Origin of the sequence: Streptomyces sp. NPDC047886 (genome assembly GCF_043204435.1) — a bacterium.
GTDB lineage: Bacteria > Actinomycetota > Actinomycetes > Streptomycetales > Streptomycetaceae > Streptomyces.
Genome location: NZ_JBIDCF010000004.1, coordinates 376,559 through 397,256, shown reverse-complemented (window position 1 = coordinate 397,256; position 20,698 = coordinate 376,559). Strand labels below are relative to the sequence as shown.

18 protein-coding genes and 1 pseudogene are annotated in these 20,698 nt (G+C 74.6%); 12 read left to right on the top strand and 7 right to left on the bottom strand.

The window, feature by feature from the left end:
• The first annotated feature begins 48 nt into the window (after positions 1 to 48).
• Positions 49 to 2,064, top strand: coding sequence for an FAD-dependent oxidoreductase (locus ACGF5U_RS16745; protein WP_392818417.1), 2,016 nt, complete (start codon positions 49 to 51; stop codon positions 2,062 to 2,064).
• 562 nt (positions 2,065 to 2,626) lie between these two features.
• Here ACGF5U_RS16745 and ACGF5U_RS16740 read toward each other — a convergent pair.
• The gene (locus ACGF5U_RS16740) at positions 2,627 to 2,968 is read right to left on the bottom strand and encodes a hypothetical protein (RefSeq protein WP_392818415.1); all 342 of its coding nucleotides are present in this window, start codon (positions 2,966 to 2,968) and stop codon (positions 2,627 to 2,629) included.
• 341 nt (positions 2,969 to 3,309) lie between these two features.
• On the opposite strand from ACGF5U_RS16740, the gene ACGF5U_RS16735 reads away from it, so the two are divergent.
• The 4 genes from ACGF5U_RS16735 to ACGF5U_RS16720 all read left to right on the top strand — a co-directional run bounded on the left by ACGF5U_RS16735 (position 3,310) and on the right by ACGF5U_RS16720 (position 6,850).
• Positions 3,310 to 3,858, top strand: coding sequence for a PadR family transcriptional regulator (locus ACGF5U_RS16735; protein WP_392818413.1), 549 nt, complete (start codon positions 3,310 to 3,312; stop codon positions 3,856 to 3,858).
• A gap of 89 nt (positions 3,859 to 3,947) precedes the next feature.
• Positions 3,948 to 4,118 carry a 50S ribosomal protein L32 gene (gene rpmF, locus ACGF5U_RS16730; RefSeq protein WP_392818411.1) on the top strand — a complete coding sequence of 57 codons (171 nt, stop codon included), beginning with the start codon at positions 3,948 to 3,950 and terminating at the stop codon, positions 4,116 to 4,118.
• A 5-nt stretch (positions 4,119 to 4,123) separates the two neighbouring features.
• Positions 4,124 to 5,290: a GTP-binding protein gene (locus ACGF5U_RS16725; RefSeq protein ID WP_392818409.1), complete on the top strand. Its 1,167-nt coding sequence runs from the start codon at positions 4,124 to 4,126 to the stop codon at positions 5,288 to 5,290.
• A gap of 156 nt (positions 5,291 to 5,446) precedes the next feature.
• Entirely contained in the window at positions 5,447 to 6,850 is a 1,404-nt protein-coding gene (locus ACGF5U_RS16720) for an NAD(P)/FAD-dependent oxidoreductase (RefSeq protein ID WP_392718941.1), read from the top strand.
• 25 nt (positions 6,851 to 6,875) lie between these two features.
• On the opposite strand, the gene ACGF5U_RS16715 is transcribed toward ACGF5U_RS16720, so the two are convergent.
• A complete protein-coding gene (locus ACGF5U_RS16715; protein WP_392718943.1) occupies positions 6,876 to 8,066 on the bottom strand; it encodes a zinc-dependent alcohol dehydrogenase in 1,191 nt (396 codons plus the stop codon).
• A gap of 204 nt (positions 8,067 to 8,270) precedes the next feature.
• Here ACGF5U_RS16715 and ACGF5U_RS16710 point away from each other — a divergent pair.
• Together ACGF5U_RS16710 and ACGF5U_RS16705 are read left to right on the top strand one after the other, a co-directional pair.
• Positions 8,271 to 8,420, top strand: a pseudogene (locus ACGF5U_RS16710) (GntR family transcriptional regulator); the annotation flags it as partial.
• Positions 8,421 to 8,996 carry a GntR family transcriptional regulator gene (locus ACGF5U_RS16705; RefSeq protein ID WP_392718945.1) on the top strand — a complete coding sequence of 192 codons (576 nt, stop codon included), beginning with the start codon at positions 8,421 to 8,423 and terminating at the stop codon, positions 8,994 to 8,996.
• A gap of 72 nt (positions 8,997 to 9,068) precedes the next feature.
• On the opposite strand, the gene ACGF5U_RS16700 is transcribed toward ACGF5U_RS16705, so the two are convergent.
• Both ACGF5U_RS16700 and ACGF5U_RS16695 read right to left on the bottom strand, forming a co-directional pair.
• Positions 9,069 to 10,601, bottom strand: a complete 1,533-nt coding sequence (locus ACGF5U_RS16700) for an amino acid permease (protein WP_392718947.1) — start codon at positions 10,599 to 10,601, stop codon at positions 9,069 to 9,071.
• A gap of 89 nt (positions 10,602 to 10,690) precedes the next feature.
• Positions 10,691 to 11,725, bottom strand: coding sequence for a hypothetical protein (locus ACGF5U_RS16695; protein WP_392718949.1), 1,035 nt, complete (start codon positions 11,723 to 11,725; stop codon positions 10,691 to 10,693).
• A gap of 353 nt (positions 11,726 to 12,078) precedes the next feature.
• Between ACGF5U_RS16695 and ACGF5U_RS16690 the strand changes: the two genes are divergently transcribed.
• From ACGF5U_RS16690 to ACGF5U_RS16680, 3 genes are read left to right on the top strand one after another with little or no spacing between them, the layout of a single operon-like run.
• Positions 12,079 to 13,542, top strand: coding sequence for an FGGY family carbohydrate kinase (locus ACGF5U_RS16690; RefSeq protein ID WP_392718951.1), 1,464 nt, complete (start codon positions 12,079 to 12,081; stop codon positions 13,540 to 13,542).
• Entirely contained in the window at positions 13,539 to 14,963 is a 1,425-nt protein-coding gene (locus ACGF5U_RS16685) for an FAD-dependent oxidoreductase (RefSeq protein WP_392718953.1), read from the top strand. The genes ACGF5U_RS16690 and ACGF5U_RS16685 overlap by 4 nt, the downstream gene beginning before the upstream one ends.
• Positions 14,960 to 16,222: an FAD-dependent oxidoreductase gene (locus ACGF5U_RS16680; protein WP_392718955.1), complete on the top strand. Its 1,263-nt coding sequence runs from the start codon at positions 14,960 to 14,962 to the stop codon at positions 16,220 to 16,222. The genes ACGF5U_RS16685 and ACGF5U_RS16680 overlap by 4 nt, the downstream gene beginning before the upstream one ends.
• Here ACGF5U_RS16680 and ACGF5U_RS16675 read toward each other — a convergent pair.
• Positions 16,209 to 16,973, bottom strand: a complete 765-nt coding sequence (locus ACGF5U_RS16675; protein ID WP_392718957.1) for a uracil-DNA glycosylase — start codon at positions 16,971 to 16,973, stop codon at positions 16,209 to 16,211. The genes ACGF5U_RS16680 and ACGF5U_RS16675 overlap by 14 nt on opposite strands.
• Positions 16,974 to 17,011: 38 nt before the next feature.
• Here ACGF5U_RS16675 and ACGF5U_RS16670 point away from each other — a divergent pair, with 38 nt between their 5' ends.
• A complete protein-coding gene (locus tag ACGF5U_RS16670) occupies positions 17,012 to 17,491 on the top strand; it encodes an NUDIX domain-containing protein (RefSeq protein WP_392718959.1) in 480 nt (159 codons plus the stop codon).
• 61 nt (positions 17,492 to 17,552) lie between these two features.
• Positions 17,553 to 17,798, top strand: coding sequence for a hypothetical protein (locus ACGF5U_RS16665; RefSeq protein ID WP_392718961.1), 246 nt, complete (start codon positions 17,553 to 17,555; stop codon positions 17,796 to 17,798).
• A 111-nt stretch (positions 17,799 to 17,909) separates the two neighbouring features.
• Here ACGF5U_RS16665 and ACGF5U_RS16660 read toward each other — a convergent pair whose 3' ends face one another.
• Both ACGF5U_RS16660 and ACGF5U_RS16655 read right to left on the bottom strand, forming a co-directional pair.
• Positions 17,910 to 18,329, bottom strand: coding sequence for a cold shock domain-containing protein (locus tag ACGF5U_RS16660; protein ID WP_392718963.1), 420 nt, complete (start codon positions 18,327 to 18,329; stop codon positions 17,910 to 17,912).
• Between the two features lie 83 nt (positions 18,330 to 18,412).
• The gene (locus tag ACGF5U_RS16655) at positions 18,413 to 20,437 is read right to left on the bottom strand and encodes an NAD-binding protein (protein WP_392718965.1); all 2,025 of its coding nucleotides are present in this window, start codon (positions 20,435 to 20,437) and stop codon (positions 18,413 to 18,415) included.
• Positions 20,438 to 20,698: the final 261 nt, after the last annotated feature.

Sequence of the window (20,698 nt, the reverse complement as noted above, 5' to 3'; positions counted from 1 at the left end):
GGGGTCGTCTACAACTGGGGCGACGACACTGCGCGAGGAGGCGCCGCCATGACCCCGTACCCGCATCTGCTCAGCCCGCTGGACCTCGGGTTCACCACCCTGCCCAACCGGGTGCTGATGGGGTCCATGCACATCGGCCTGGAGGAGGCGGAGAACGGCTTCGCGCGCATGGCCGCCTTCTACGCGGCCCGGGCCCGGGGCGGCGTCGGCCTCATCGTGACCGGCGGCATCGCGCCGAACGAGGCGGGCCGGCCGTACGACGGCGGTGCCAAGCTCACCACCGAGGAGGAGGCGGCGAAGCACCGGGTCGTGACCGACGCCGTCCATGAGGCGGGCGGGCGGATCGCGATGCAGATCCTGCACTTCGGCCGGTACGCCTACCACCCGCAGCTGGTCGCGCCGAGCGCGATCCAGGCGCCCATCAGCCCGTTCGTGCCGAACGCCCTCACCGACGCCGAGGTCGAGCAGACGATCGAGGACTACGTACGGGCGGCGGAGCTGGCGAAGTCGGCCGGGTACGACGGCGTCGAGATCATGGGCTCCGAGGGCTACCTGATCAACGAGTTCATCGCCGCCGCGACCAACCACCGGGACGACCGGTGGGGCGGCTCGTACGAGAACCGGGTCCGCTTCCCGCTGGAGATCGTGCGCCGGACCCGGGAGCGGCTCGGCGAGGACTTCATCCTGATCTACCGGCTGTCCATGCTGGACCTGGTGCCGGGCGGCTCGTCGCTGGACGAGGTGGTCTCCCTCGCCAAGGAGATCGAGGCGGCCGGGGCCACGATCATCAACACCGGCATCGGCTGGCACGAGGCCCGTATCCCGACCATCGCGACCTCCGTGCCGCGCGCCGCGTACACCTGGGTGACGAAGAGGCTGATGGGCGCGGTGTCCGTGCCGCTGGTCACCAGCAACCGGATCAACACCCCCGAGGTCGCGGAGCAGGTCCTCGCGGACGGCCGCGCCGACATGGTGTCCATGGCGCGCCCGTTCCTCGCCGACCCCGACTTCGTCGCCAAGGCGAGCGAGGGCCGGCCGGAGACGATCAACACCTGCATCGGCTGCAACCAGGCCTGCCTGGACCACACCTTCAGCGGCAAGATCACCTCCTGCCTGGTGAACCCGCGCGCCTGCCACGAGACCGAGCTCGTCCTCTCCCCCACCCGGCGGCGCAAGCGCGTCGCGGTCGTCGGCGCCGGTCCCGCCGGGCTCGCCTGCGCGGTGTCGGCGGCCGAACGCGGCCACGACGTCACCCTGTTCGACGCGGCCGGCGAGATCGGCGGCCAGCTGAACGTGGCCAAGCGGGTGCCCGGTAAGGAGGAGTTCGAGGAGACGCTGCGCTACTTCCGCACCCAGCTGGAGCTGCGCGGGGTCGAGGTACGGCTGAACACGCGCGTCTCGGCGGACATGCTGGGCGGCTACGACGAGGTGGTCGTCGCGACCGGTGTCACCCCCCGCACCCCGGCCATCGAGGGCGTCGACCACCGCAGCGTGGTCGGCTACCTGGACGTGCTGCGCGGCGGCGCGCCGGTCGGCGAGCGGGTCGCCGTCCTGGGCGCGGGCGGCATCGGCTTCGACGTCGCCGAGTTCCTCACGGACGGCGGCGAGGGCGCGAGCCGGGACCCGGAGACGTACTTCCGCCAGTGGGGCGTCGACACCTCGTACGGGGAGCGCGGCGGGCTGGGCGCCCCGGAGCGGCCGAGGCCGCCGCGGCAGGTGACCCTGCTCCAGCGCAAGACGTCCAAGGTCGGCGCCGGCCTGGGCAAGACGACCGGCTGGATCCACCGCACCGAGCTGAAGCACCGGGGCGTGGCGATGGTCGCCGGGGCGTCGTACGACCGGATCGACGACGAGGGCCTGCACATCACCGTCGACGGCGAGGCCCGTACGGTGCCGGTCGACACGGTCGTGCTGTGCACGGGCCAGGAGCCGCGCCGCGACCTGTACGAGGAGCTGACGGCGGCCGGGGTGGCGGCGCATCTGATCGGCGGCGCGGACGTGGCCGCGGAACTGGACGCGAAGCGCGCCATCGACCAGGGCACACGGCTCGCCGCGACCCTCTGAGGCATGCCCGGCATGCCCGGGGCCCCGGGCATGCCGGGCTCGTACGGCTCGGGGCTCGGCGCCCCCAGCCGGGCGCGGCCGGCGTCGTCGCGCCCCGCCGCCCGGCGTGGAGCACCGTGAACGCCCCGGCGACCAGGGCGGCACCGGCCCCGGTGAGCAGCCGTCCCTCCCGCTCCTGGTCGCCGCCCGAGGCCACGTCCTGCCCGCCGTGGGCGGCCCCGCGCCGGGCCTCGGCCAGCAGCTCCACCTCCCAGCCGGGATCCGATGCGGCGGCCCGCGCCGCCGCGAGACGCCCGTCCGCCCGCGCCCGGGTCTCCTGGGCACGGGCGAGTACGACGGATGGCAGCGCCCCCGGCAGCACTCCGGCGACCGGCAGGGCCGTTCCGGCGACCCCCAGGGTCCTACGACTCACCCTCGCCCCTCTCCATAGCGTCCGCGTCCTCTGCGGACGCCCTCGTCCTCCGCAGGCGTCCACATCTCCCGAAGACGTCCGCGTTCTCCGCAGGCGCCCGCGCCCGCCGCGACGTCCGCGCCTTCCCAGGCGTCCGTGGCGGCGGTCAGGTCATTCGCCCGAGCCGCCGCCGTCGCCGCCCAGCCCGCCGTCCCCGCCGCCGAGCCGGCCACCGCCGCTCGTCCGGCGCGGGGGATCCCAGCGGAAGACGCCGTCGTCTCCACGGGAGCCGGTGCGGCCGGTCCAGCCGGCGGTCCACAGCCCGGCGACCACCGTCACGGCGAAGGCCGCGCCGGCCAGCCCGCCGCCCGCCGCGCAGCGGGGGCCGATCTCGATGAGGAAGACCCCGGACAGGAAGGCCGCGCCGAAGCCGACGGCCGCGCAGGTCACCCACAGGACGACCCGCCGGCTCGCCGTGGCGTCCGGCCACGGATCGGCCGCCTCACGCCGCATCACCGCGCCGCGGATGTTCGCGGCGGCCCCGACCGCCAGCCCCCACCGACGAGCGCGACGATCACCAGCGGATCAGACAGACACGCGAGCACGCTTCAACCCTCTGTCTCGGCCGGCGGGACGCCGACGGGAACGGACGGGACAAGGGGTCCCAGGCTAGGGCGTCGCGGGCCGGCCGGCATCGGTAGAAATACGCAGCCGTTCACGGAGGAACGCGCCAGGCGTCCCGCACGACCCACGGGTTCCGGCCACGCCGCCCTCGCGGACCGCACCGCCACGGCCGGAACCGCGCCCCACAGCCGCGGGCAACGGTCCCGGCGGGCGGCTCCTAGGATGCGGGCATGTCTCTCCCCCACGCGATCCTCACCGCTCTGCTGGAGAAGCCGTCATCGGGTCTGGAGCTGACCCGGCGCTTCGACCGGTCGATCGGCTACTTCTGGTCGGCGACGCATCAGCAGATCTATCGCGAGCTGGGGAAGCTGGAACAGGCCGGTCACATCCGGGCCCTCCCGTCCGAGGCACCGGCGCGCGGGCAGAAGAAGGAGTACGAGGTGCTGCCCGCGGGCCGCGCGGAGCTGGCCGACTGGACCCGCCGCGCGGAGGACCCGAAGCCGATCCGCAGCGCGCTGCTGCTGCGGCTGCGGGCCGCCGCGGTGGTGGGCACCGCCGGGATGGCGGACGAGCTGAGCCGCCATCTGGCGCTCCACCGCGCCCAGTTGGACGAGTACCTGGGCATGGAGCAGCGGCAGTTCCCGCCCGAGCGCGACTCGGAGGCCGACCGGCTGCGCCATCTGGTGCTGCGTGGCGGGATCGAGCTGGAGCGGTTCTGGGTGGAGTGGCTGACGGAGGCGCTCCGGGGCGTGGAGGAGGGGGGCGACGGCGCTCCGTAGGGAGAGCCTCCCCGGCCGAAATTGTTAATGGGAATCATTTTCAGGTAGCGTGACCGCCATCCGTACCACCGATGGAGGTCTGTGCCGTCATGGCCGTACCCAAGCGCAAGATGTCCCGCTCCAACACCCGCCACCGCCGCGCGCGGTGGAAGGCGACCACTCCGCAGCTCGTGCCGGTCACCGTCGACGGAGTCGTCCACCAGGTGCCGCAGCGCCTGGTGAAGGCGTACGAGCGCGGCCTCGTCCAGCCGGAGGGCTGAGCGCGATGACGACACCCCGGCCCCTCCTGCCGGTCACCGTGCTGTCGGGCTTCCTCGGGGCCGGCAAGACGACGCTCCTCAACCACGTCCTGGCCAACCGGGACGGGCTGCGCGTCGCCGTGATCGTCAACGACATGAGCGAGGTCAACATCGACGCCGCGCTGGTGCGGGGCGGCGAGGCCGCGCTGTCGCGCACCGAGGAGCGGCTGATCGAGATGACCAACGGGTGCATCTGCTGCACACTGCGGGACGACCTGCTCGAAGAGGTGGACCGGCTGGCCCGCGAAGGCCGGTTCGACTACCTCCTCATCGAGTCCAGCGGGATCTCCGAACCCATGCCGGTGGCCGCCACGTTCGCGTTCCCGCGCGACGACGGCGCGACGCTCGGCGACCTGGCCCGGCTCGACACCATGGTGACGGTGGTCGACGCGGTGAACTTCCTGCCGGAGCTCGACCGCGGCGACGGTCTCGGCGAACGCGGGCTCGCCGCGTACGAGGACGACGAGCGGACGGTCAGCGATCTGCTGGTGGACCAGGTCGAGTTCGCGGACGTCATCGTCCTCAACAAGACGGACCTCGTGGACGCGGCGGCCGCCGCGCGGCTGCGGGCGGCGCTCACCCGGCTGAACCCGGTCGCCCGGCTGCTGACCGCCGAGCACGGCCGCGTCCGCCCCGCCGACATCCTCGGCACCGGCCTGTTCGACCTGGAGCGCGCCCAGCAGGCACCCGGCTGGGTCATGGAGCTGAACGGCGACCACGTACCGGAGACGGAGGAGTACGGCATCTCGTCCACGGTCTTCCGTGCGCCCGGCCGGGCGTTCCACCCCGAGCGCCTGTGGCGGTTCGTCACCGAGGACCTGGACAGCGGCGCCTACGGGCGGGTGCTGCGCTCCAAGGGCTTCTTCCGGCTGGCGGGCCGGGACGGTGTGACCGGACTGTGGTCGCAGGCGGGCGGCGTGGCCGGGTTCGAGCCGTCCGGTACGGCGGCGAGCGGCGGCCACGGCCAGGAGCTCGTCTTCATCGGCACCGGCCTGCGGGCGGACGCCCTGCACCGGGCGCTGGAGGAGTGCCTGGTCGGCCAGGACGAGCCGGGCCCGTGGGCGGACCCGTTCCCGGCGTGGGAGGTCCACGCCACCGGCGACGTCTGCGAGCACGAGGCCGTACCCGCCTGACCCCTGTCCGCCCGGGCCACACGCGGTGGACGGCCCCGTCCAGCTCCTGGACGGGGCCGTCCACCGCATCGGGCGCCTTCGGCCCGGCGCACGCGATCCGCCCCAACGGACCGTGGATACTGGGGAGTCGTAGTCCGTCGACGCGAGGGGGCAGGCATGGCCGACCAGTGGGGGACCGGGCACCGGGCACGGCACGCGGTGGTGATCGGCGGCAGCATCGCCGGACTCCTCGCCGCCCGGGTCCTGGCCGAACACGCCGAACACGTGACCGTCGTCGAACGGGACCGCTACCCCGATGAGCCGGAGTCCCGTCCCGGCGTGCCGCAGGGCCGGCACATCCACGTCCTGCTGGAGGGCGGCCGGCCCGCCCTGGAGCTGCTGCTGCCCGGCATCGTCGAAGAGCTCCGGCGGCAGGGCGCCCCCGTGGTCGGCATGCCCGACGACCTCGTCCAGTGGCAGGACCACCGCTGGTACCGGCGCACGCCCGCCTCCACGCACCTGTTCACGGCCTCCCGCCCCCTGCTGGAGCATCTCGTCCGCCGACGGGTGCTGGCCGACCCCCGGGTGGAGGTCCTGCAGGGGACGGAGGCCGTCGGCCTGGCCGGTGACGCGACGCGGGTGGCGGGCGTCCTGGTGCGGGAGCGCGGCGCGGGCGGCGCCAAGGAGCCCCGGCGGCTGGCGGCCGACCTGGTCGTGGACGCGTCGGGCCGGAGCTCGCACGCCCCCCGCTGGCTGGCCGCGATCGGTGCCGAACCGCCGCACGAGGAGACCATCGACACCGGTCTCGCCTACGCGACCCGGCTCTACCGCAACGACGCCCACGACGACGAGACGGACGGCATGGGGCACTACGTGATCCCCAACCCCCGCCAGACGCGCGGTGTCGTGACCCTGCCGGTCGAGGGCGGGCACTACCTGGTCACCCTGTCCGGGCTGCGCGGCGACGAACCCCCCACGGACCCGGAGGGGTTCGAGGCGTACGCGGCGAAGCTGCCCCACCCCATCACCCGCGACTGGCTGGCGAAGGCGGAGCCCGTGTCGGCGGTCCACGGTTTCCGCGGCACGGCCAACATCCGGCGGCGCTACGACAGGGCGGGGCGGCGCCCCGCCGGGTTCCTGGCGACCGGGGACGCCCTGTGCGCGTTCAACCCGATCTACGGTCAGGGCATGTCGGTCGCCGCCCTGTCGGCGGTGGCGCTGCGCGAGGCGCTGACGGACCCGCGGCGCACCCCCACGACCCGGCGCGTCCAGCGGGCGCTGTTCGCCGTGTCACGGCAGGCCTGGGACATCTCGGCGGGCGCCGACAAGACGATGCCGGGCGCGCTGGGCGACGCGGCACGGGTCCGCCCCGCCGACCGGCCGGCCTCCTGGTACCTGGCACGGGTGCAGGAGCGCGCTCCCGGCGACCCGGTCGTCGGCGCGGCGTTCCGCTCCGTCCTGTCGCTGGCCAGGCCGGTGTCCGCGCTGTTCGCGCCCCCCGTCGCCCGCGCGGTCCTGTTCGGTCCGGTCGGGGACGCGCCGACGCTGCCGCCCACGACCCGGGAGCGGCCGGAGGACTGACCGGTGCGGATACGTGCCGACCGGTTCAGGGACGCAGCACCACCTTGACCGCGCCGTCCTCCTTGCGCTGGAACATCTCGTAGGCGTGCGGGGCGTCGGAGAGCGGCAGGTGGTGCGTGGCGAAACCGTCCACGCCGAGCGGGTCCTCGTCGGTGAGCAGCGGCAGGATGTCGTCGGTCCAGCGGCGGACGTTGGCCTGCCCCATGCGCAGCTGGATCTGCTTGTCGAACAGGGTCATCATCGGCAGCGGATCGGCTACCCCGCCGTAGACGCCGCTGAGGGAGATCGTGCCGCCGCGCCGCACCAGGTCGATCGCCAGGTACAGGGCGGCCAGCCGGTCGGTGCCGGCCTTCTGGTGCAGCCGGGCGGCCCACGCACGGGGCAGCAGCCCGGCGGCCTGCTGCTGGGCCCGCGCGATACGGCTGCCGTGGGCCTCGGTGCCGACCGCGTCGATCACCGCGTCGGGTCCGCGGCCTCCGGTGCGGTCGCGGACGGCCGCCACGAGGGCGTCACGATCGTCGTACGCGGTGAGGTCGAGGACCTCGACGCCTCGGGCGGCCGCGCGTTCCAGGCGTTCCGGTACGAGGTCCACGCCGAAGACCCGCTCGACGCCCTGGTGGAGGGCGATACGGCAGCTCATGTCACCGATCGGGCCCAGCCCGAGCACGGCGAGGGAGCCGCCGGGCGGGACGTCGGCGTACCGGACGGCCTGCCAGGCGGTCGGCAGGACGTCCGAGAGGTAGAGGAAGCGGTCGTCGGGCGGCCCTTCGGGCACCTTGACGGGCCCGAACTGGGCCTGGGGGACGCGCAGGAACTCGGCCTGGCCGCCCGGCACGGAGCCGTACAGCCGGGAGTAGCCGAACAGGGCTGCCCCGCTGCCCTCGTCGGCGACCTGGGTGGTCTCGCACTGGGTGGGCAGCCCCGCGTCGCACATCCAGCAGTGCCCGCAGGCGATCTGGAACGGTATGACGACCCGGTCGCCCGGCTTCAGCCCTGGCACCTCGGCGCCGGTCTCCTCCACGACGCCCATCGGCTCGTGCCCGAGGATGTCGCCGGGCGTCATGAACGGGCCGAACACCTCGTACAGGTGCAGGTCCGATCCGCACAGGCCGGTCGAGGTCACCCGGACGATCGCGTCCGTGGGTCGCTCGATCTTCGGATCGGGCACCGTCTCCACGCGTACGTCGCGCTTTCCCTGCCATGTCACTGCCCTCATCGCGCTCGTCCCTCCACCGGCTCATGGGCGTGCCGCCCGGGGCTCGGGCCGGGTACCCGGGCGCCTCGGCGGTGAATCCGTTTCGGACAGAGTGCGGCGGAACGCCGGGTGGGCTCTTCCAAATAGGTTTAGACCAATGATAGGGATTGCTCACCGACACGGCTCATTCGGCTACGCTGAGCGAAATTTGAGGGTTGAACATGGCTGAGCCTCACGCCCCCGCGGCGCTTCCGCTCTATCTCCAGGTCGCCGCGGCTCTCCGCCGACGACCTCACCCAGCGGCGCATCACCCCCGGCACCCGGCTGCCGTCCGAGCGATCCCTCGCGGACCGGTTCCACGTCAACCGGCAGACCGTGCGCAGCGCGCTGCACCTCCTGCGCGAGGAGCGGCTCGTCGTCACGGAGCGCCGCGGCACGTTCGCCGCGGCCGCCGGCCCCCGCCATCCGGGGCCGGTCCTCGCCCCGGGGCAGCTGCGGTTCCCGTGCGGTGCGCACGCGCCGGGCGTGGTGGCGGAGACCGCGCTGGGCTGGGAGCCCACGCCGCCGGAGCTCGCGGAACCGCTGGGGCTGCGCCCCGGTGAGCCGTCACTGGTCCACCGCCACCGGGTGCCGGGCGCGAGCGGGACGCCCGAGCAGGAGGCGGTCTCGCGGTTCTCGCGCCACGCGCTGGCCGAGGTGCCGCAGCTCACCGGGTACCGGCGGCTCGACTCCCGGCCGGGGCGGCCCGACCTGGGGCTGCTGTACCACTGGATGCACCGCGCGGGGCTGCGGCTGACCCGGCGCGAGTCGATCGGCGTGAGCCGCCCGGCCACCGCCGCGTACCTCACCGTGCACCGTGAGGTGTACGACCAGCACGGCCATGTGCTGGAGCTGACGGACATCCGGTTCGCGCCCGAATGCGCGGACCTGACCTACGAGTTCACCGGCTGATCCCGGGCCACCGCGCCGGGCGCCGCCCGTGCGGCGCCCGGCACCCCGGTCTGGAGCCGGGTCCTCGGCGTTCTAGACGATGCCCTCCGAGATCTCGGCCTGCTCGCGGGCGTTGCCGTACGCGGCGGGCGTGCCGTAGGAGCCGCGTGCGACGTACCACCACACGCTGGCCAGGGCGAGGACCACGACCAGCGCGATGGCGGCGTAGTTCATGGAGTCGATGGTCACGGGGTACTGCTGCGGCAGGCAGAACAGGACGGTGACCACGGCCACCCAGACGACGGCCGTCCAGCCGATCGGCCTGCTCCAGCGGCCCAGGTGCCACGGCCCCGGTGCGAACCGGTTCCCGGCGCGCAGCCGCAGCAGGATGGGGATGGCGTACGCGGGGGTGATGCCGATGACGTTGATGGCCGTGACGGCGCCGTAGGCGGTGGCCGAGTACAGCGACGGCACGGCGAGCAGGCACGGCACGGCGACCGACAGCCACACCGCGTTGGCGGGGGTCTGCGTACGGCTGCTGACCTTGCGCCACAGCGCCGAGCCGGGCAGGGCGTTGTCCCGGCTGAACGCGAACACCATACGGCTGGCGGCGGCCACCTCGGCGTTGCCGCAGAACAGCTGGGCCACGATCACGACGAGCAGCAGGGCGGTGGCGCCGGCCGTGCCGAGCGCGTCCAGCAGGATCTGCGCGGGCGGCACACCGGTGACGCTGTTCTGCGTGCCCGCGTAGTCCTGGATGGCGAAGGTGAGCCCCGCGAGCAGGGCGAAACCGGCGATCCAGGACACCCAGATGGCCCGCACGATGCCCTTGGCGGCCGAGACCGACGCGTTGGACGTCTCCTCGGAGAGATGGGCGGAGGCGTCGTAGCCGGAGAAGGTGTACTGCGCCAGGAGCAGACCGATCGCCGCCACGTAGAACGGGTTGGCCCAGCCTGTGTCGTTGACGAACTCGGTGAAGACGAACTCGACCGACTGGTGGCGGTCCGGGACGAGCACCAGCGCCCCCACGATGAGCGCGACACCGGCCAGGTGCCACCAGACGCTGATCGAGTTGAGGACGCTGACGAGGCGGACGCCGAACAGGTTCAGCGCGGCGTGCAGCAGCAGGATGCAGACGAAGATGGCGAACGTCGAGCCGGGTGTGGGCGCGAAGCCCCACTGGAGGTTCAGGAAGGCGCCGGTGAACAGGGCGGCGCCGTAGTCGATCCCGGCGATGGCGCCGAGCAGTCCGAGCAGGTTCAGCCAGCCCGTGTACCAGCCCCAGCGGCGGCCGCCGAGCCGGTCGGCCATGTAGTACAGGGCCCCGGACGTGGGGTAGGCGCTGGTCACCTCGGCGAGCGCCATACCGACGCAGAGCACGAACAGACCGACACCCACCCAGCCCCACATCATCACGGCGGGGCCGCCGGTGGAGAGGCCGAAGCCGTACAGGGTCATGCAGCCGGACAGGATGGAGATGACGGAGAAGCTGATCGCGAAGTTGCCGAAGCCTCCCATACGGCGGGCCAGCACCGGCTGGTAGCCGAGTTCACGCAGCCGCTTCTCCTCGTCCACGGGCCGGGGGCGCGGCTTGGGCTCCGGATGGGCCCAGAGCGTGCGGGACATGGCGGTACCTCCGAGGGGGGACACGGGGACGGTGGGGACAGGGAGTGGTGCGGCGCGGGGCGGGGCCGTACGGGGGCCGCGCGGGCGGGTCAGTGGGCGCGGGCCGCCGCCAGGCAGCGGCCGCGCGCCCGGACGAAGAGCTCCTCGGCCGCCGCGGGGTCACCCGGTGCGGGGGTGCGGTACACCCATGGCTGCGGCGTGTAGTACGGGCCGAGCGCCTCGAACACCCGGGCGGCGTCGATGAACCGCAGCGCTCCCCACAGGGCGTGCGCCAGATGGTTCAGATCGAGCGGCGACGCGGTCGCGGGCGCCGCGCGGTCGAACCAGCCGTCCAGGGCCCGCCAGGCGTCGCGGGCCGCGTCCTCGGCGACCCAGTGCAGATCGAGGGCCTTCTCCTGGCCGCGTTCGCGGCGGTAGCGCTCCACGCGCGCGTAGAGCGGCAGAACGCGCAGAGGCGAGCCGGGTGGCGCGGCGCCCGCCGCCCACTGGGCGAAGTTGACCGCCTCCGACAGCGACCGGGCCGACCGCCCGCCCCCGGCCCCGGACGCAGACCCGGACCCGGACCCGGACCCGCGCGCGTACAGGAACTGGAGCATGCGGTGGTACGCCTCGCGGTTGTACGGGTCGCGCTTGTCGGCCTCGGCCAGCAGTCCCCACGGGCCGGGCGGCAGCATCGGCCCCGGAGGCCGTTCCCGGTGCTGGGCCATGTGCTGCCGTTCGTCCAGTACGGCGAGGGCGAGGAGACCCACCCAGGGCACCGGATCGGCGGGCGCCGCCGTGCCCGCGAGCCGGCACGCCTCCCACGCCTGCTGCCACAGCTCCCGGGTGCGCCGGTGACCCTCGCGGTGGGCGCGCACGGCCCGTTCCACCGTGACCCGGGCCCGCATGACGGTCGCGGCGACGCTGTCCGGCTCCTCCGCCAGCCATGTCTCGACGACGTCGGAGCCCGCGGCGACGGCCGCCAGCACCTGCGTCCGCCTCGTCCACGGGTCCCAGCCGGTGGTCTCGGCCAGCAGACGGGCCATGGACAGCCAGCGCCCGGCCCTGAGGTCCTGGACGACGGCGCGCAGCGCGTTGTCGTGCCCCGCCGGATGGTAGACCGGCCGGAAGTCCTGACCGGGCATCAGACCGTACCCGGTGGCGGTGTGATCGTCATGCGTCCTCTGAGCGGGGGTGGGGGTTGCGGGCTCACGGGTCACGGGCTTCGGATCGTCGGTTCCGGGTCGTCGGTTCCGGATCGTCGGTTCCGGATCGTCGGTTCCGGTTGCTGAGGCCGGAGAGAGCGTTGTTGAACGATTAAACGATTACCTGGCGTTGATCGGCGATCACTATAGGGCTACCCGAGCACGCGCGGTCCGTTTTTGACGATGAACGCAACCATCCGGCCAATTAAGGAACTTGACTGTCCATCAGGCCACTTCGGCGATCAAGGTGGCGAAGGAACCGACCCCCCGACAGCAGCGCAGGAGTGACGGACGTGGCGACGACGCGTACCCACACGATCCACACCGGGCCCGTACTCGCCGTCGACCAGGGCACTTCGGGCACCAAGGCGCTCGTCGTCTGCCCGGAGCGCGGCGTGATCGGCTCGGGGGCGGCACCCGTCCGTCCACGCCATCTGCCGGGCGGCCGGGTGGAGGCCGATCCGCGCGAGCTGTTCGACTCGGTCGTCCTGGCGGGACGCCGCGCCCTGGCCGACGCGGGGGAACCCGCCGTCGCCGTGGGCCTGGCCAACCAGGGCGAAACGGTGCTCGCCTGGGATCCGGCCACGGGCGAGCCCCTCACCGACGCCATCGTCTGGCAGGACCGGCGCGCCGAGGAGGTCTGCTCCGGCCTCACTCCGCACGCCGACGCCCTGCGCGACGCGACCGGGCTGCCCCTCGACCCGTACTTCGCCGCCCCCAAAATGGCCTGGATCCGCCGCCGGCTGACCGACGACGGCGTCGTCACGACCAGTGACGTGTGGCTGATCCACCGGCTGACCGGCGCGTTCGTCACGGACGCCGCGACGGCGGGACGCACCCAGCTCCTCGACCTGGACACCGTGGCCTGGTCACCGGCGGCCCTGGACATCTACGGGCTGTCCGGGGAGCGGCTGCCGCGGATCGTCGACGCGGCGGGCGAGTTCGGCACCACCACCGCGTTCGGCGGAGAACTGCCGCTGACCGGACTGCTCGTGGACCAGCAGGCCGCGCTGCTCGCGCAGGGCGCGACCGAGCCCGGCGCGGCCAAGTGCACCTACGGGACAGGGGCGTTCCTGCTGGCGCAGACCGGTCCCCGGCCACGGCGCGGCGGATCGGGTCTGGTCAGCTGTGTGGCGTGGCGGCTCGGCGGACGGACCAGCTACTGCCTGGACGGACAGGTGTACACGGCCGCGTCCGCCGTGCGCTGGCTCGGCGATCTCGGGGTGATCTCCGGGGCGGCCGACCTCGACCCGGTGGGGTCGTCCGTGCCCGACGCGGGCGGCGTCACGTTCGTACCGGCGCTCGCGGGTCTCGCCGCGCCCTGGTGGCGTGGCGACGCGCGGGGCTCGCTGACCGGCCTCGGTCTGGGCACGAGCGCCGGGCACCTGGTGCGGGCGCTGTGCGAGGGCATCGCGGCGCAGGTGACGGAGCTGGCGGCGGCGGCCGCGGCCGAGTTGGGCGCACCGCTGACGTCCTTGCGGGTGGACGGCGGTCTCACCCGTTCGGCGCTGCTCATGCAGACCCAGGCCGACCTGCTGCAGCGGCCCGTCGAGGTGTCCGCGCTGCCCGATGTGACGGCGCTGGGCGTGGCCGCGCTCGCCAGGATGGGGCTCGATCCCGCGCTGGAGCCGCACGCGGCGGTTCCGGAGTGGAAACCGGCCGCCGTCTACGAGCCGCGCGTCCCGGCGGACGTCGCGGCCGAGCGGCTGGACCGGTTCCGTACGGCGGTGGCCGCGCTGCCGTCCCGTACGGCGTGACGGTCACGAGGAGCGGCGCCCTCGACGGCGACCGCCCGTACGACGTGGTGGTCGTGGGCGCGGGGGTGGTCGGCTGCGCGATCGCCCGGGAGCTGGTCCGGTTCCCCCTGCGCGTCGCCGTGATGGAGGCCGCCGACGATGTCGGCGACGGCACGTCGAAGGCGAACACGGCGATCCTGCACACCGGTTTCGACGCCGTTCCCGGTTCGCTGGAGGCGGGGCTCGTCCGCGACGGGCAGCGGCGGCTGGCCGCGTTCGCCGCCGATGCGGGCATTCCCGTGGAGCCCGTCGGTGCGCTGCTGGTCGCCTGGGACGAGGAGCAGCTCGCCGCGCTTCCCGCGCTCGCCGCGAAGGCCGCGCGCAACGGCTACCGGGAGACGCGGCCGGTCGGGGCGGCCGAGCTGCGGAGCCGTGAACCGCATCTGGGCCCGGGGGCGCTCGGCGCCCTGGAGGTGCCGGGTGAGAGCGTCGTCTGCCCGTGGACGACGACCCTCGCGTACGCCACCCAGGCCGTACGCGCCGGGGCCCGCCTGCATCTGAACTGCCGCCTGACGGGGGTCGGAACGGCCGGGGACGGGACGCACCTGCTGGCCACCACGCGCGGTGTCCTGCGCGCCCGCCACCTGGTCAACGCGGCCGGTCTGCACGCCGACGACGTCGACCGGCTGCTCGGCCACGACGACTTCACGGTGACGCCCCGGCGGGGCCAGCTCATCGTCTTCGACAAGCTCGCGCGCGGCCTGGTCCGGCACATCCTGCTGCCGGTGCCCACCGCGCTCGGCAAGGGGGTCCTGGTCTCCCCCACGGTGTACGGCAACGTGCTGCTCGGGCCCACCGCCGAGGACCTCGACGACAAGGAGGCCACGGGCACGACCGCCGAGGGGCTGGCGTTCCTGCGGGAGCGGGGCCGCCGGATCCTGCCCGCGCTGCTGGACGAGGAGGTGACCGCCGTGTACGCGGGGCTGCGGGCCGCGACCGACCACGACGACTACCGGATCCGCTGCCACCCCCGGCAGCGGTACGTGGCCGTGGGCGGCATCCGGTCGACCGGGCTGACGGCGTCGATGGCCATCGCCGCCCATGTGGTCGGACTCCTCGCGGACGCCGGGCTGGACACCGGCAGCCCGCGCGAACTGCCGGTGCCCGCGATGCCGAACCTGGGCGAGGCGTTCCCCCGGCCCTACCGCGACGCGGAACGGATCGCCGCCGACCCGGCGTACGGGACGATCGTGTGCCACTGCGAGCGGGTGACGCTCGGCGAGATCAGGGACGCGCTCGCCGCCACGGTGCCGCCCGCGTCGCCGGACGGGCTGCGGCGCAGGACCCGGGCGCGCGGGGGGCGCTGCCAGGGATCGATGTGCGGCGCGGCGGTACGGGCACTCTTCGAACAGGGTTCTGGGCGACGGGAGGGGGGGCGGTGACCGGGGCCGGAGCGGGAGCGGAACGGACGGTGGACGTGCTGGTCGTGGGGGCGGGTCCGGCGGGGCTCGCGGCGGCGGAGCGGCTGGCCGTCCTGGGCGCGGGCCGTGTCGAGGTGCTGGAGCGCGAGCCGGCCGCCGGGGGCGCCCCGCGGCACCGCCACCGCACCGGTCCCGGGCCGGTGGACGCGCCGCGGCGGGCCGAGGCGGCGGTCCGCGCGGGCGCGGCGCTCCGTACGGGTGTCACCGCCACCGGCTGGGCGGGGCCGCTCACCCTCGACACGACCGGTCCCGGCGGGCTGGAGCGGATCACCGCCCGGGCGGTCGTCCTCGCGACCGGGGCACGCGAACGCCCGCGCACGGCACGGCTGGTACCGGGCACACGCCCGGCCGGTGTGCTCACCGCGGGCGGACTCCAGCGGGCCGTCCACCTGTACGGGCAGCGGATCGGCGGCCGCGCGGTCGTGGTCGGAGCCGGTCAGGTCGCCCGCCACGCGGTACGGACGCTGCGGAGCGCGGGCACCGGCGTGGTGGCACTGGTCGCGGAACGGCCGTGCCACGGGCCGTGGCCCGCCGCCGCCGGGGTTCCGGTGCTGGACCGCACGATGGTGACGGAACTCCTCGGCCGGGGACGGCTGTCCGGGGTGCGGGTCCGGCACGCGGACGGGCGCACGGGGGTGCTGGCGTGCGACACCGTGGTGTTCACCGGCGACTGGATCCCGGACCACGAACTCGCGCGGTACGGCGGTGTGGTCATCGATCCGGGAACGCGCGGCCCGGCGGTCGACGCCGCGTTCCGCACCTCCCAGCCGGGCGTCTTCGCGGTGGGGAACCTGCTGCGGGGCGTCGAGAGCGCGGGGCGCGCCGCCGCCGAGGGGCGCGCCGTGGCCGGGCCGGTGCTGGAACGGCTCGCGGGCGCGGCCTGGCCCGGCGCGCGGCCGGTGGTGACGGTCGGCGGGCCGCTGCGGTGGGTGACGCCGAACCTCCTCGACACCGGCGCCGGGGTGGGCGCGAGCGGCTGCGGTATGCCCCGGTGGCGGGGGCGGGGCGCCTTGCTGGTGCGGCCCGTGGAACGGCTGGTGCGGCCCGTGCTGGTGGTCCGTCAGGACGGCCGGGAGCTGTACCGGTCGCGGGTGTGGCGGACCGCCGGGCCCGACCGGTCGGTGGCACTGCCGGGACCGGGGGCGTGGGCGGTACCGGGGGCGTGGGCGGGCGGCGGGGTGGATCCGGCGGGCGGGCCGGTGCGGATCACGGTGGGGTGAGCAGTCCGGCCGTCCGGGCGGCACGGCCGAGTACCTCGGTCACCATGTCGGGGGTGAGCAGGCCCGTGAACGTGTTGCGCTGGCTGACGTGGTAGCAGCCGAACACATCGAGGTCGGGGCCGCCGTCGGCGGCGGCGAGGGTGACATGGGCGCCGTGCCCGAAAACGGGCCGGGGCCGGGGCACGGTCCAGCCGGCGGCGGCGAGCACCGGCAGGACGGCCTGCCAGCCGAACGCGCCCAGGACGACGACCGCGCGGACCGTGGGCCGCAGCAGGCGCAGCTCCCCGGCGAGCCAGGGCCGGCAGGTGTCGCGTTCGGCGGGCGTGGGCCGGTTGGCGGGCGGGGCGCAGTGCACGGGGGCGGTGACCCGTACGCCGTACAGCCGCAGCCCGTCGTCCCTGGACGTCGCGTCGGCCCTGCTGGCCAGGCCGACGCGGTGCAGGGCCGCGAACAGCACGTCGCCTGAGCGGTCGCCCGTGAACATGCGGCCGGTCCGGTTGCCGCCGTGCGCGGCGGGCGCGAGGCCGACGACGAGGAGGGCGGCGTCGTCCGGGCCGTAGCCGGGCACGGGCCGGGCCCAGTACTCCCAGCCGGCGTAGGCGCGGCGCCCCTCGCGCGCCACCCGCTCCCGCCAGGCGACCAGGCGCGGACACGCCCGGCAGTGCGTGACGCGCTCGTCGATGGCCGGTACGGAAGCGGCGCGCGGCGCCTCGTGGGCGGGGAAGCCGGGATCGTCCGTATCCGTATCCATACCGACCGACGGTAGCCGGAACGGGCAGACTCGGCCGTATGACGGTGAAGCGAAGCGCGGGTCTGCTGCTGTTCCGCACCTCCGGGGGGCGGGTCGAGGTGCTCATCGCCCACATGGGCGGCCCGTACTGGGCGGCGCGGGACGTCGGGGCGTGGTCGGTGCCGAAGGGCGAGTACACGGGCGACGAGACGCCCGAGGCGGCGGCGCGGCGCGAGTTCACGGAGGAACTCGGCCTCCCGGCCCCGGACGGCGAACCGGTACCGCTGGGCGAGACGCGGCAGCCGAACGGCAAGGTGGTCACGGTGTGGGCGGTGCGGGGCGACCTGGACCCGGCGTCCGTGGTGCCGGGCACGTTCACGATGGAGTGGCCCCGCGGGTCGGGCGTGGCGCGGGAGTTCCCCGAGGTCGACCGGGTCGCCTGGTGCACGCCCGAGGAGGCCGCGCCGAGGCTCGTCGCGGGGCAGCAGGTGTTCCTGGAGCGACTGGAGGAGTACCTGCGGGGCGTCGGCGAAGGCTGATTGTCAGTGCCGTACGGAAGAGTGGGAGGGACGTCACGAAACCGTCGACAGGGAGCGAGAGATGACGACCACCACCCTCACGGCGCGCGAACGGGCGGCGGCCCAGGCCTACATACGCCTGGTGGAGACGGCACAGGCGGTGATGTCCGACCCCGCGCTGGCCCCGCTGGCCGGGGCGTACCTGTCCAGCTCCATGGCGGAGGCCGACGAGGCGCTGCGCCGCGCGGGCCTGACGGGCAATGAGGCCCGTCTGCTGCGGATGGTCTCCGTCCTCCGCCCCACGGACCCCGGCCCCCGCCCCCGATGACCCCCGGCCGGCCCGGTCGAGACCCTCCGCCGGCGCCCGGGGCCCGGCAGCCCCGGGCGGGGGGCGGGGCCGGGGCAGGGCGGGGGCGGAGGGCCGGGGCGGGGCGGGGCGTCAGCCCTCGACCCAGCCGTGGCTCCGGGCCAGTTCCGCGACCGCCGCGCGGGCGCGCTTCAGCTGGGCCGCCGTGAGAGTGCCGTCGGCCTCGATGAGCACCTCGGTCAGCTCGGCCTGGAACTCGGCCGTGGTGAGCACGTCCAGGGTGTCGTCGTCGGGGTCGGTGTCGCGCCGCACGACCGGTGCGGACACGGCCGGGCGGCGGGCCGGCGGGTCCACGAGCCGGATCTCCGACGCCTTGGGCCCCTTGTCGCCCATCTCCAGGTAGAACTCGACCTCACGACCCGCCTGGTACAGGTACTTGTCGTCCAGCAGGTCGTTCGCGTGCATGAAGACGTCCTCGCCACCCTCCCTGGGGACGATGAACCCATAGCCGCGGACCTCGTCGAACCGCAGGATCTTTCCCATCATCAGCACAGCTCCTACCTCCACACCAACGCCACTGCTGCTCACCGGTACCACCCGGATGCTCACCGGTGCCACCCGGACCGGGCGACACCCTAGTGAGGTGCGCCCGGCGGGTCCGCATCGGGTCCCTGGGGGTGGTGGCGGCCGAGGAGGTCGGCGAGGCCGCGCCGCGTCGCGGCGAGCACGACCCGGTCGTCGGAGCGCAGGACGTAGCCCGGGTGCAGGTCCCAGACGAGGCCCGCGCGCCCCGCCGCGCCGTCCGGGCGCGCGGCCGCCAGGTCGGGGCGGCGTTCGGCCGGTGCGGCGGTGTCCAGCGCGATCACCCGCCAGGCGCCCGGCCGGAACGCCTCGGCGACGGTGCGGCCCGCCAGCTCCGGATGGCCCGCCACGACGACGGCGGCGAACAGCAGGACGCGGCGCTCCACCGGGATGGCACCCAGGATCTGGCGGCCCATCATGGCTCCGGCGAACGCCGGGGCGGCCAGGTGCGACACGCTGCGGCTGCGGGTGAGGGCGTCGGGGTGCGCCGCGCGCAGGGTGCGGTAGACGGCGGTGGCGATGTCGTCGTCGTACAGGCGCAGCGCGACCCGCAGATCGGCCTTGACCGACCTGGCGTACAGGACCGCCTCCAGGTTGGTGATGTCGAGGCTGGTCAGCGCGAGGAGGGAGCGCGCCTTGTGGACGCGGGCGGATTCGAGGACGCCTTCCTCGGTGACGTCGCCGAGGACGACGGGGACCCGCAGCCGGCGGGCGGTGGCGATGCCCCGCGCCTCGGGATCGGACTCCACGCACACCACGGGGATGTCGAGTTCGCGCAGCCGGGTCAGGACGCGGGTGCCGACCTTGCCGAGGCCCAGCAGGACCACGTGCCCGGACAGGCCCCGGGGCGGGCGGCGCAGCGAGGTGGCGGTACGGAACGTGCCGAGTGCCTCCAGCAGGGCGGCGACCAGCACGGGCAGCAGGAGCAGCCCGGCGAAGCCCGACAGGATCTGCAGCAGCTGCCGCTGCACCGGTTCCCCGACGGCGGGGTCGCCGATGGCGAAGATGTCCAGCAGCGTGATGTACGCGGCGTGCAGCGGGTGGTCGCCGGTGGTGAGCCAGGACGCGACGGCGATGGCGCCGACGGCGGCGACCATACCGGCGATCGACCAGCGCAGCCGGGGCGAGAAGAGCGAGGCGAAGGGCACTGACGAGGCAAGGCGGTTGGGGGGCAGGGTGGGGCCCGCGTAGGTGACCGCTTCGAGGGCGACGATGCCCCGGCCGGTGGCGGCGGCGACGGCCCGGTCGTCGGGCAGGAGCCTCGGCCCCTGGTCGCCGCTGTTGTCGGAGCCCTCGCTGCCGGCCGGGTCGTTGGCCGTGGAGGAGAGCAGCGCCAGGGTGCACAGGCCGGGGTCGGCGACCTCGCCCCGCCCCGGCGGGGTGCGCTCCACTGCCCGCAGCAGCAGCCCGTCGGCCTGGACGACCTTGCTGGTCCCGGCGACGGCGGTGGCGGCGAGCGCCGGGGCGGCGGTGTCGGCGTCGGACAGGACGGTGGTGGAGGCGTCGAGGACGTCCGGGTCGATGCCGGGGGTGGCGACCGCGGCCGCCTGGTCCAGCAGCTCTTCGAGGTGCTGGCCGAGCTTGCGGTTGTACATGCGGATGACGAGCCGCAGACGGGGGTTGAGGCGGCGGGCGAGGAGCGCCGTGCGGATGTTGGTCTCGTCGTCCTCGTGGACGAGGGCGAGCGCGGCGGCGTGTTCCACCCCGGCGTCGACGAGGACGGTCTCGTCGACCTCGCCGGTCTCCAGCACCCGGAGGGGCGCGGCGGCCCGGCGGAACTCCCCGCCCGCCCGGCCCGCCTGGACGGCCGCCGGTCCCGGCTGGGGGCCGGCCGACCGGTTCATGACCGAGGTCATCCGGCCGAACAGCGCGAAGGCACCCCGGCCGGGGCCGCGCTCGGGCTGCTGCGGCGACGGGTCGCGCCGGCCGGCGACCACGAGCGTCACGCGCTCGCGGTAGACGTCCTGGAGCTCGTCGGCGAGCCGCTGCGCCAGCGCGTCGTCACCGCAGACGATCATGTGACCGGCGCCGATGACGTGTCGAGGTTGCTGAGGAATGGGAAACACGCCCCACAGCATGCACGGCCCTGATCGGCGTCGCGCCGCCCGGGTGGATCTCGGCGGCGGAAAGACCGGGCAGGTCGGGGTACTTGGCCGCCGATCACGCGCTCCGGGAGATCTCTCCGCACGCTCCGGCGGATCGGGCGGATGCGAGGGATCCGGACGGTCCCGGGCATCCGGCCGGCACGAAGGATCCCGACGGTCCCCGGCATCCGGCCGGCACGAACGATCCCGACGGTCCCCGGCATCCGGCCGGCACGAACGATCCGGACGGTCCCC

Excerpts from the sequence above, each read along its gene's own strand:
- ACGF5U_RS16745 (WP_392818417.1), top strand. The coding sequence starts at position 49 with ATGACCCCGTACCCGCATCTGCTCAGCCCGCTGGACCTCGGGTTCACC.
- ACGF5U_RS16740 (WP_392818415.1), bottom strand. The coding sequence starts at position 2,968 with ATGCGGCGTGAGGCGGCCGATCCGTGGCCGGACGCCACGGCGAGCCGG.
- ACGF5U_RS16735 (WP_392818413.1), top strand. The coding sequence starts at position 3,310 with ATGTCTCTCCCCCACGCGATCCTCACCGCTCTGCTGGAGAAGCCGTCA.
- rpmF (WP_392818411.1), top strand. The coding sequence starts at position 3,948 with ATGGCCGTACCCAAGCGCAAGATGTCCCGCTCCAACACCCGCCACCGC.
- ACGF5U_RS16725 (WP_392818409.1), top strand. The coding sequence starts at position 4,124 with ATGACGACACCCCGGCCCCTCCTGCCGGTCACCGTGCTGTCGGGCTTC.
- ACGF5U_RS16720 (WP_392718941.1), top strand. The coding sequence starts at position 5,447 with ATGGCCGACCAGTGGGGGACCGGGCACCGGGCACGGCACGCGGTGGTG.
- ACGF5U_RS16715 (WP_392718943.1), bottom strand. The coding sequence starts at position 8,066 with ATGAGGGCAGTGACATGGCAGGGAAAGCGCGACGTACGCGTGGAGACG.
- ACGF5U_RS16700 (WP_392718947.1), bottom strand. The coding sequence starts at position 10,601 with ATGTCCCGCACGCTCTGGGCCCATCCGGAGCCCAAGCCGCGCCCCCGG.
- ACGF5U_RS16695 (WP_392718949.1), bottom strand. The coding sequence starts at position 11,725 with ATGCCCGGTCAGGACTTCCGGCCGGTCTACCATCCGGCGGGGCACGAC.
- ACGF5U_RS16675 (WP_392718957.1), bottom strand. The coding sequence starts at position 16,973 with ATGGATACGGATACGGACGATCCCGGCTTCCCCGCCCACGAGGCGCCG.
- ACGF5U_RS16670 (WP_392718959.1), top strand. The coding sequence starts at position 17,012 with ATGACGGTGAAGCGAAGCGCGGGTCTGCTGCTGTTCCGCACCTCCGGG.
- ACGF5U_RS16665 (WP_392718961.1), top strand. The coding sequence starts at position 17,553 with ATGACGACCACCACCCTCACGGCGCGCGAACGGGCGGCGGCCCAGGCC.
- ACGF5U_RS16655 (WP_392718965.1), bottom strand. The coding sequence starts at position 20,437 with ATGCTGTGGGGCGTGTTTCCCATTCCTCAGCAACCTCGACACGTCATC.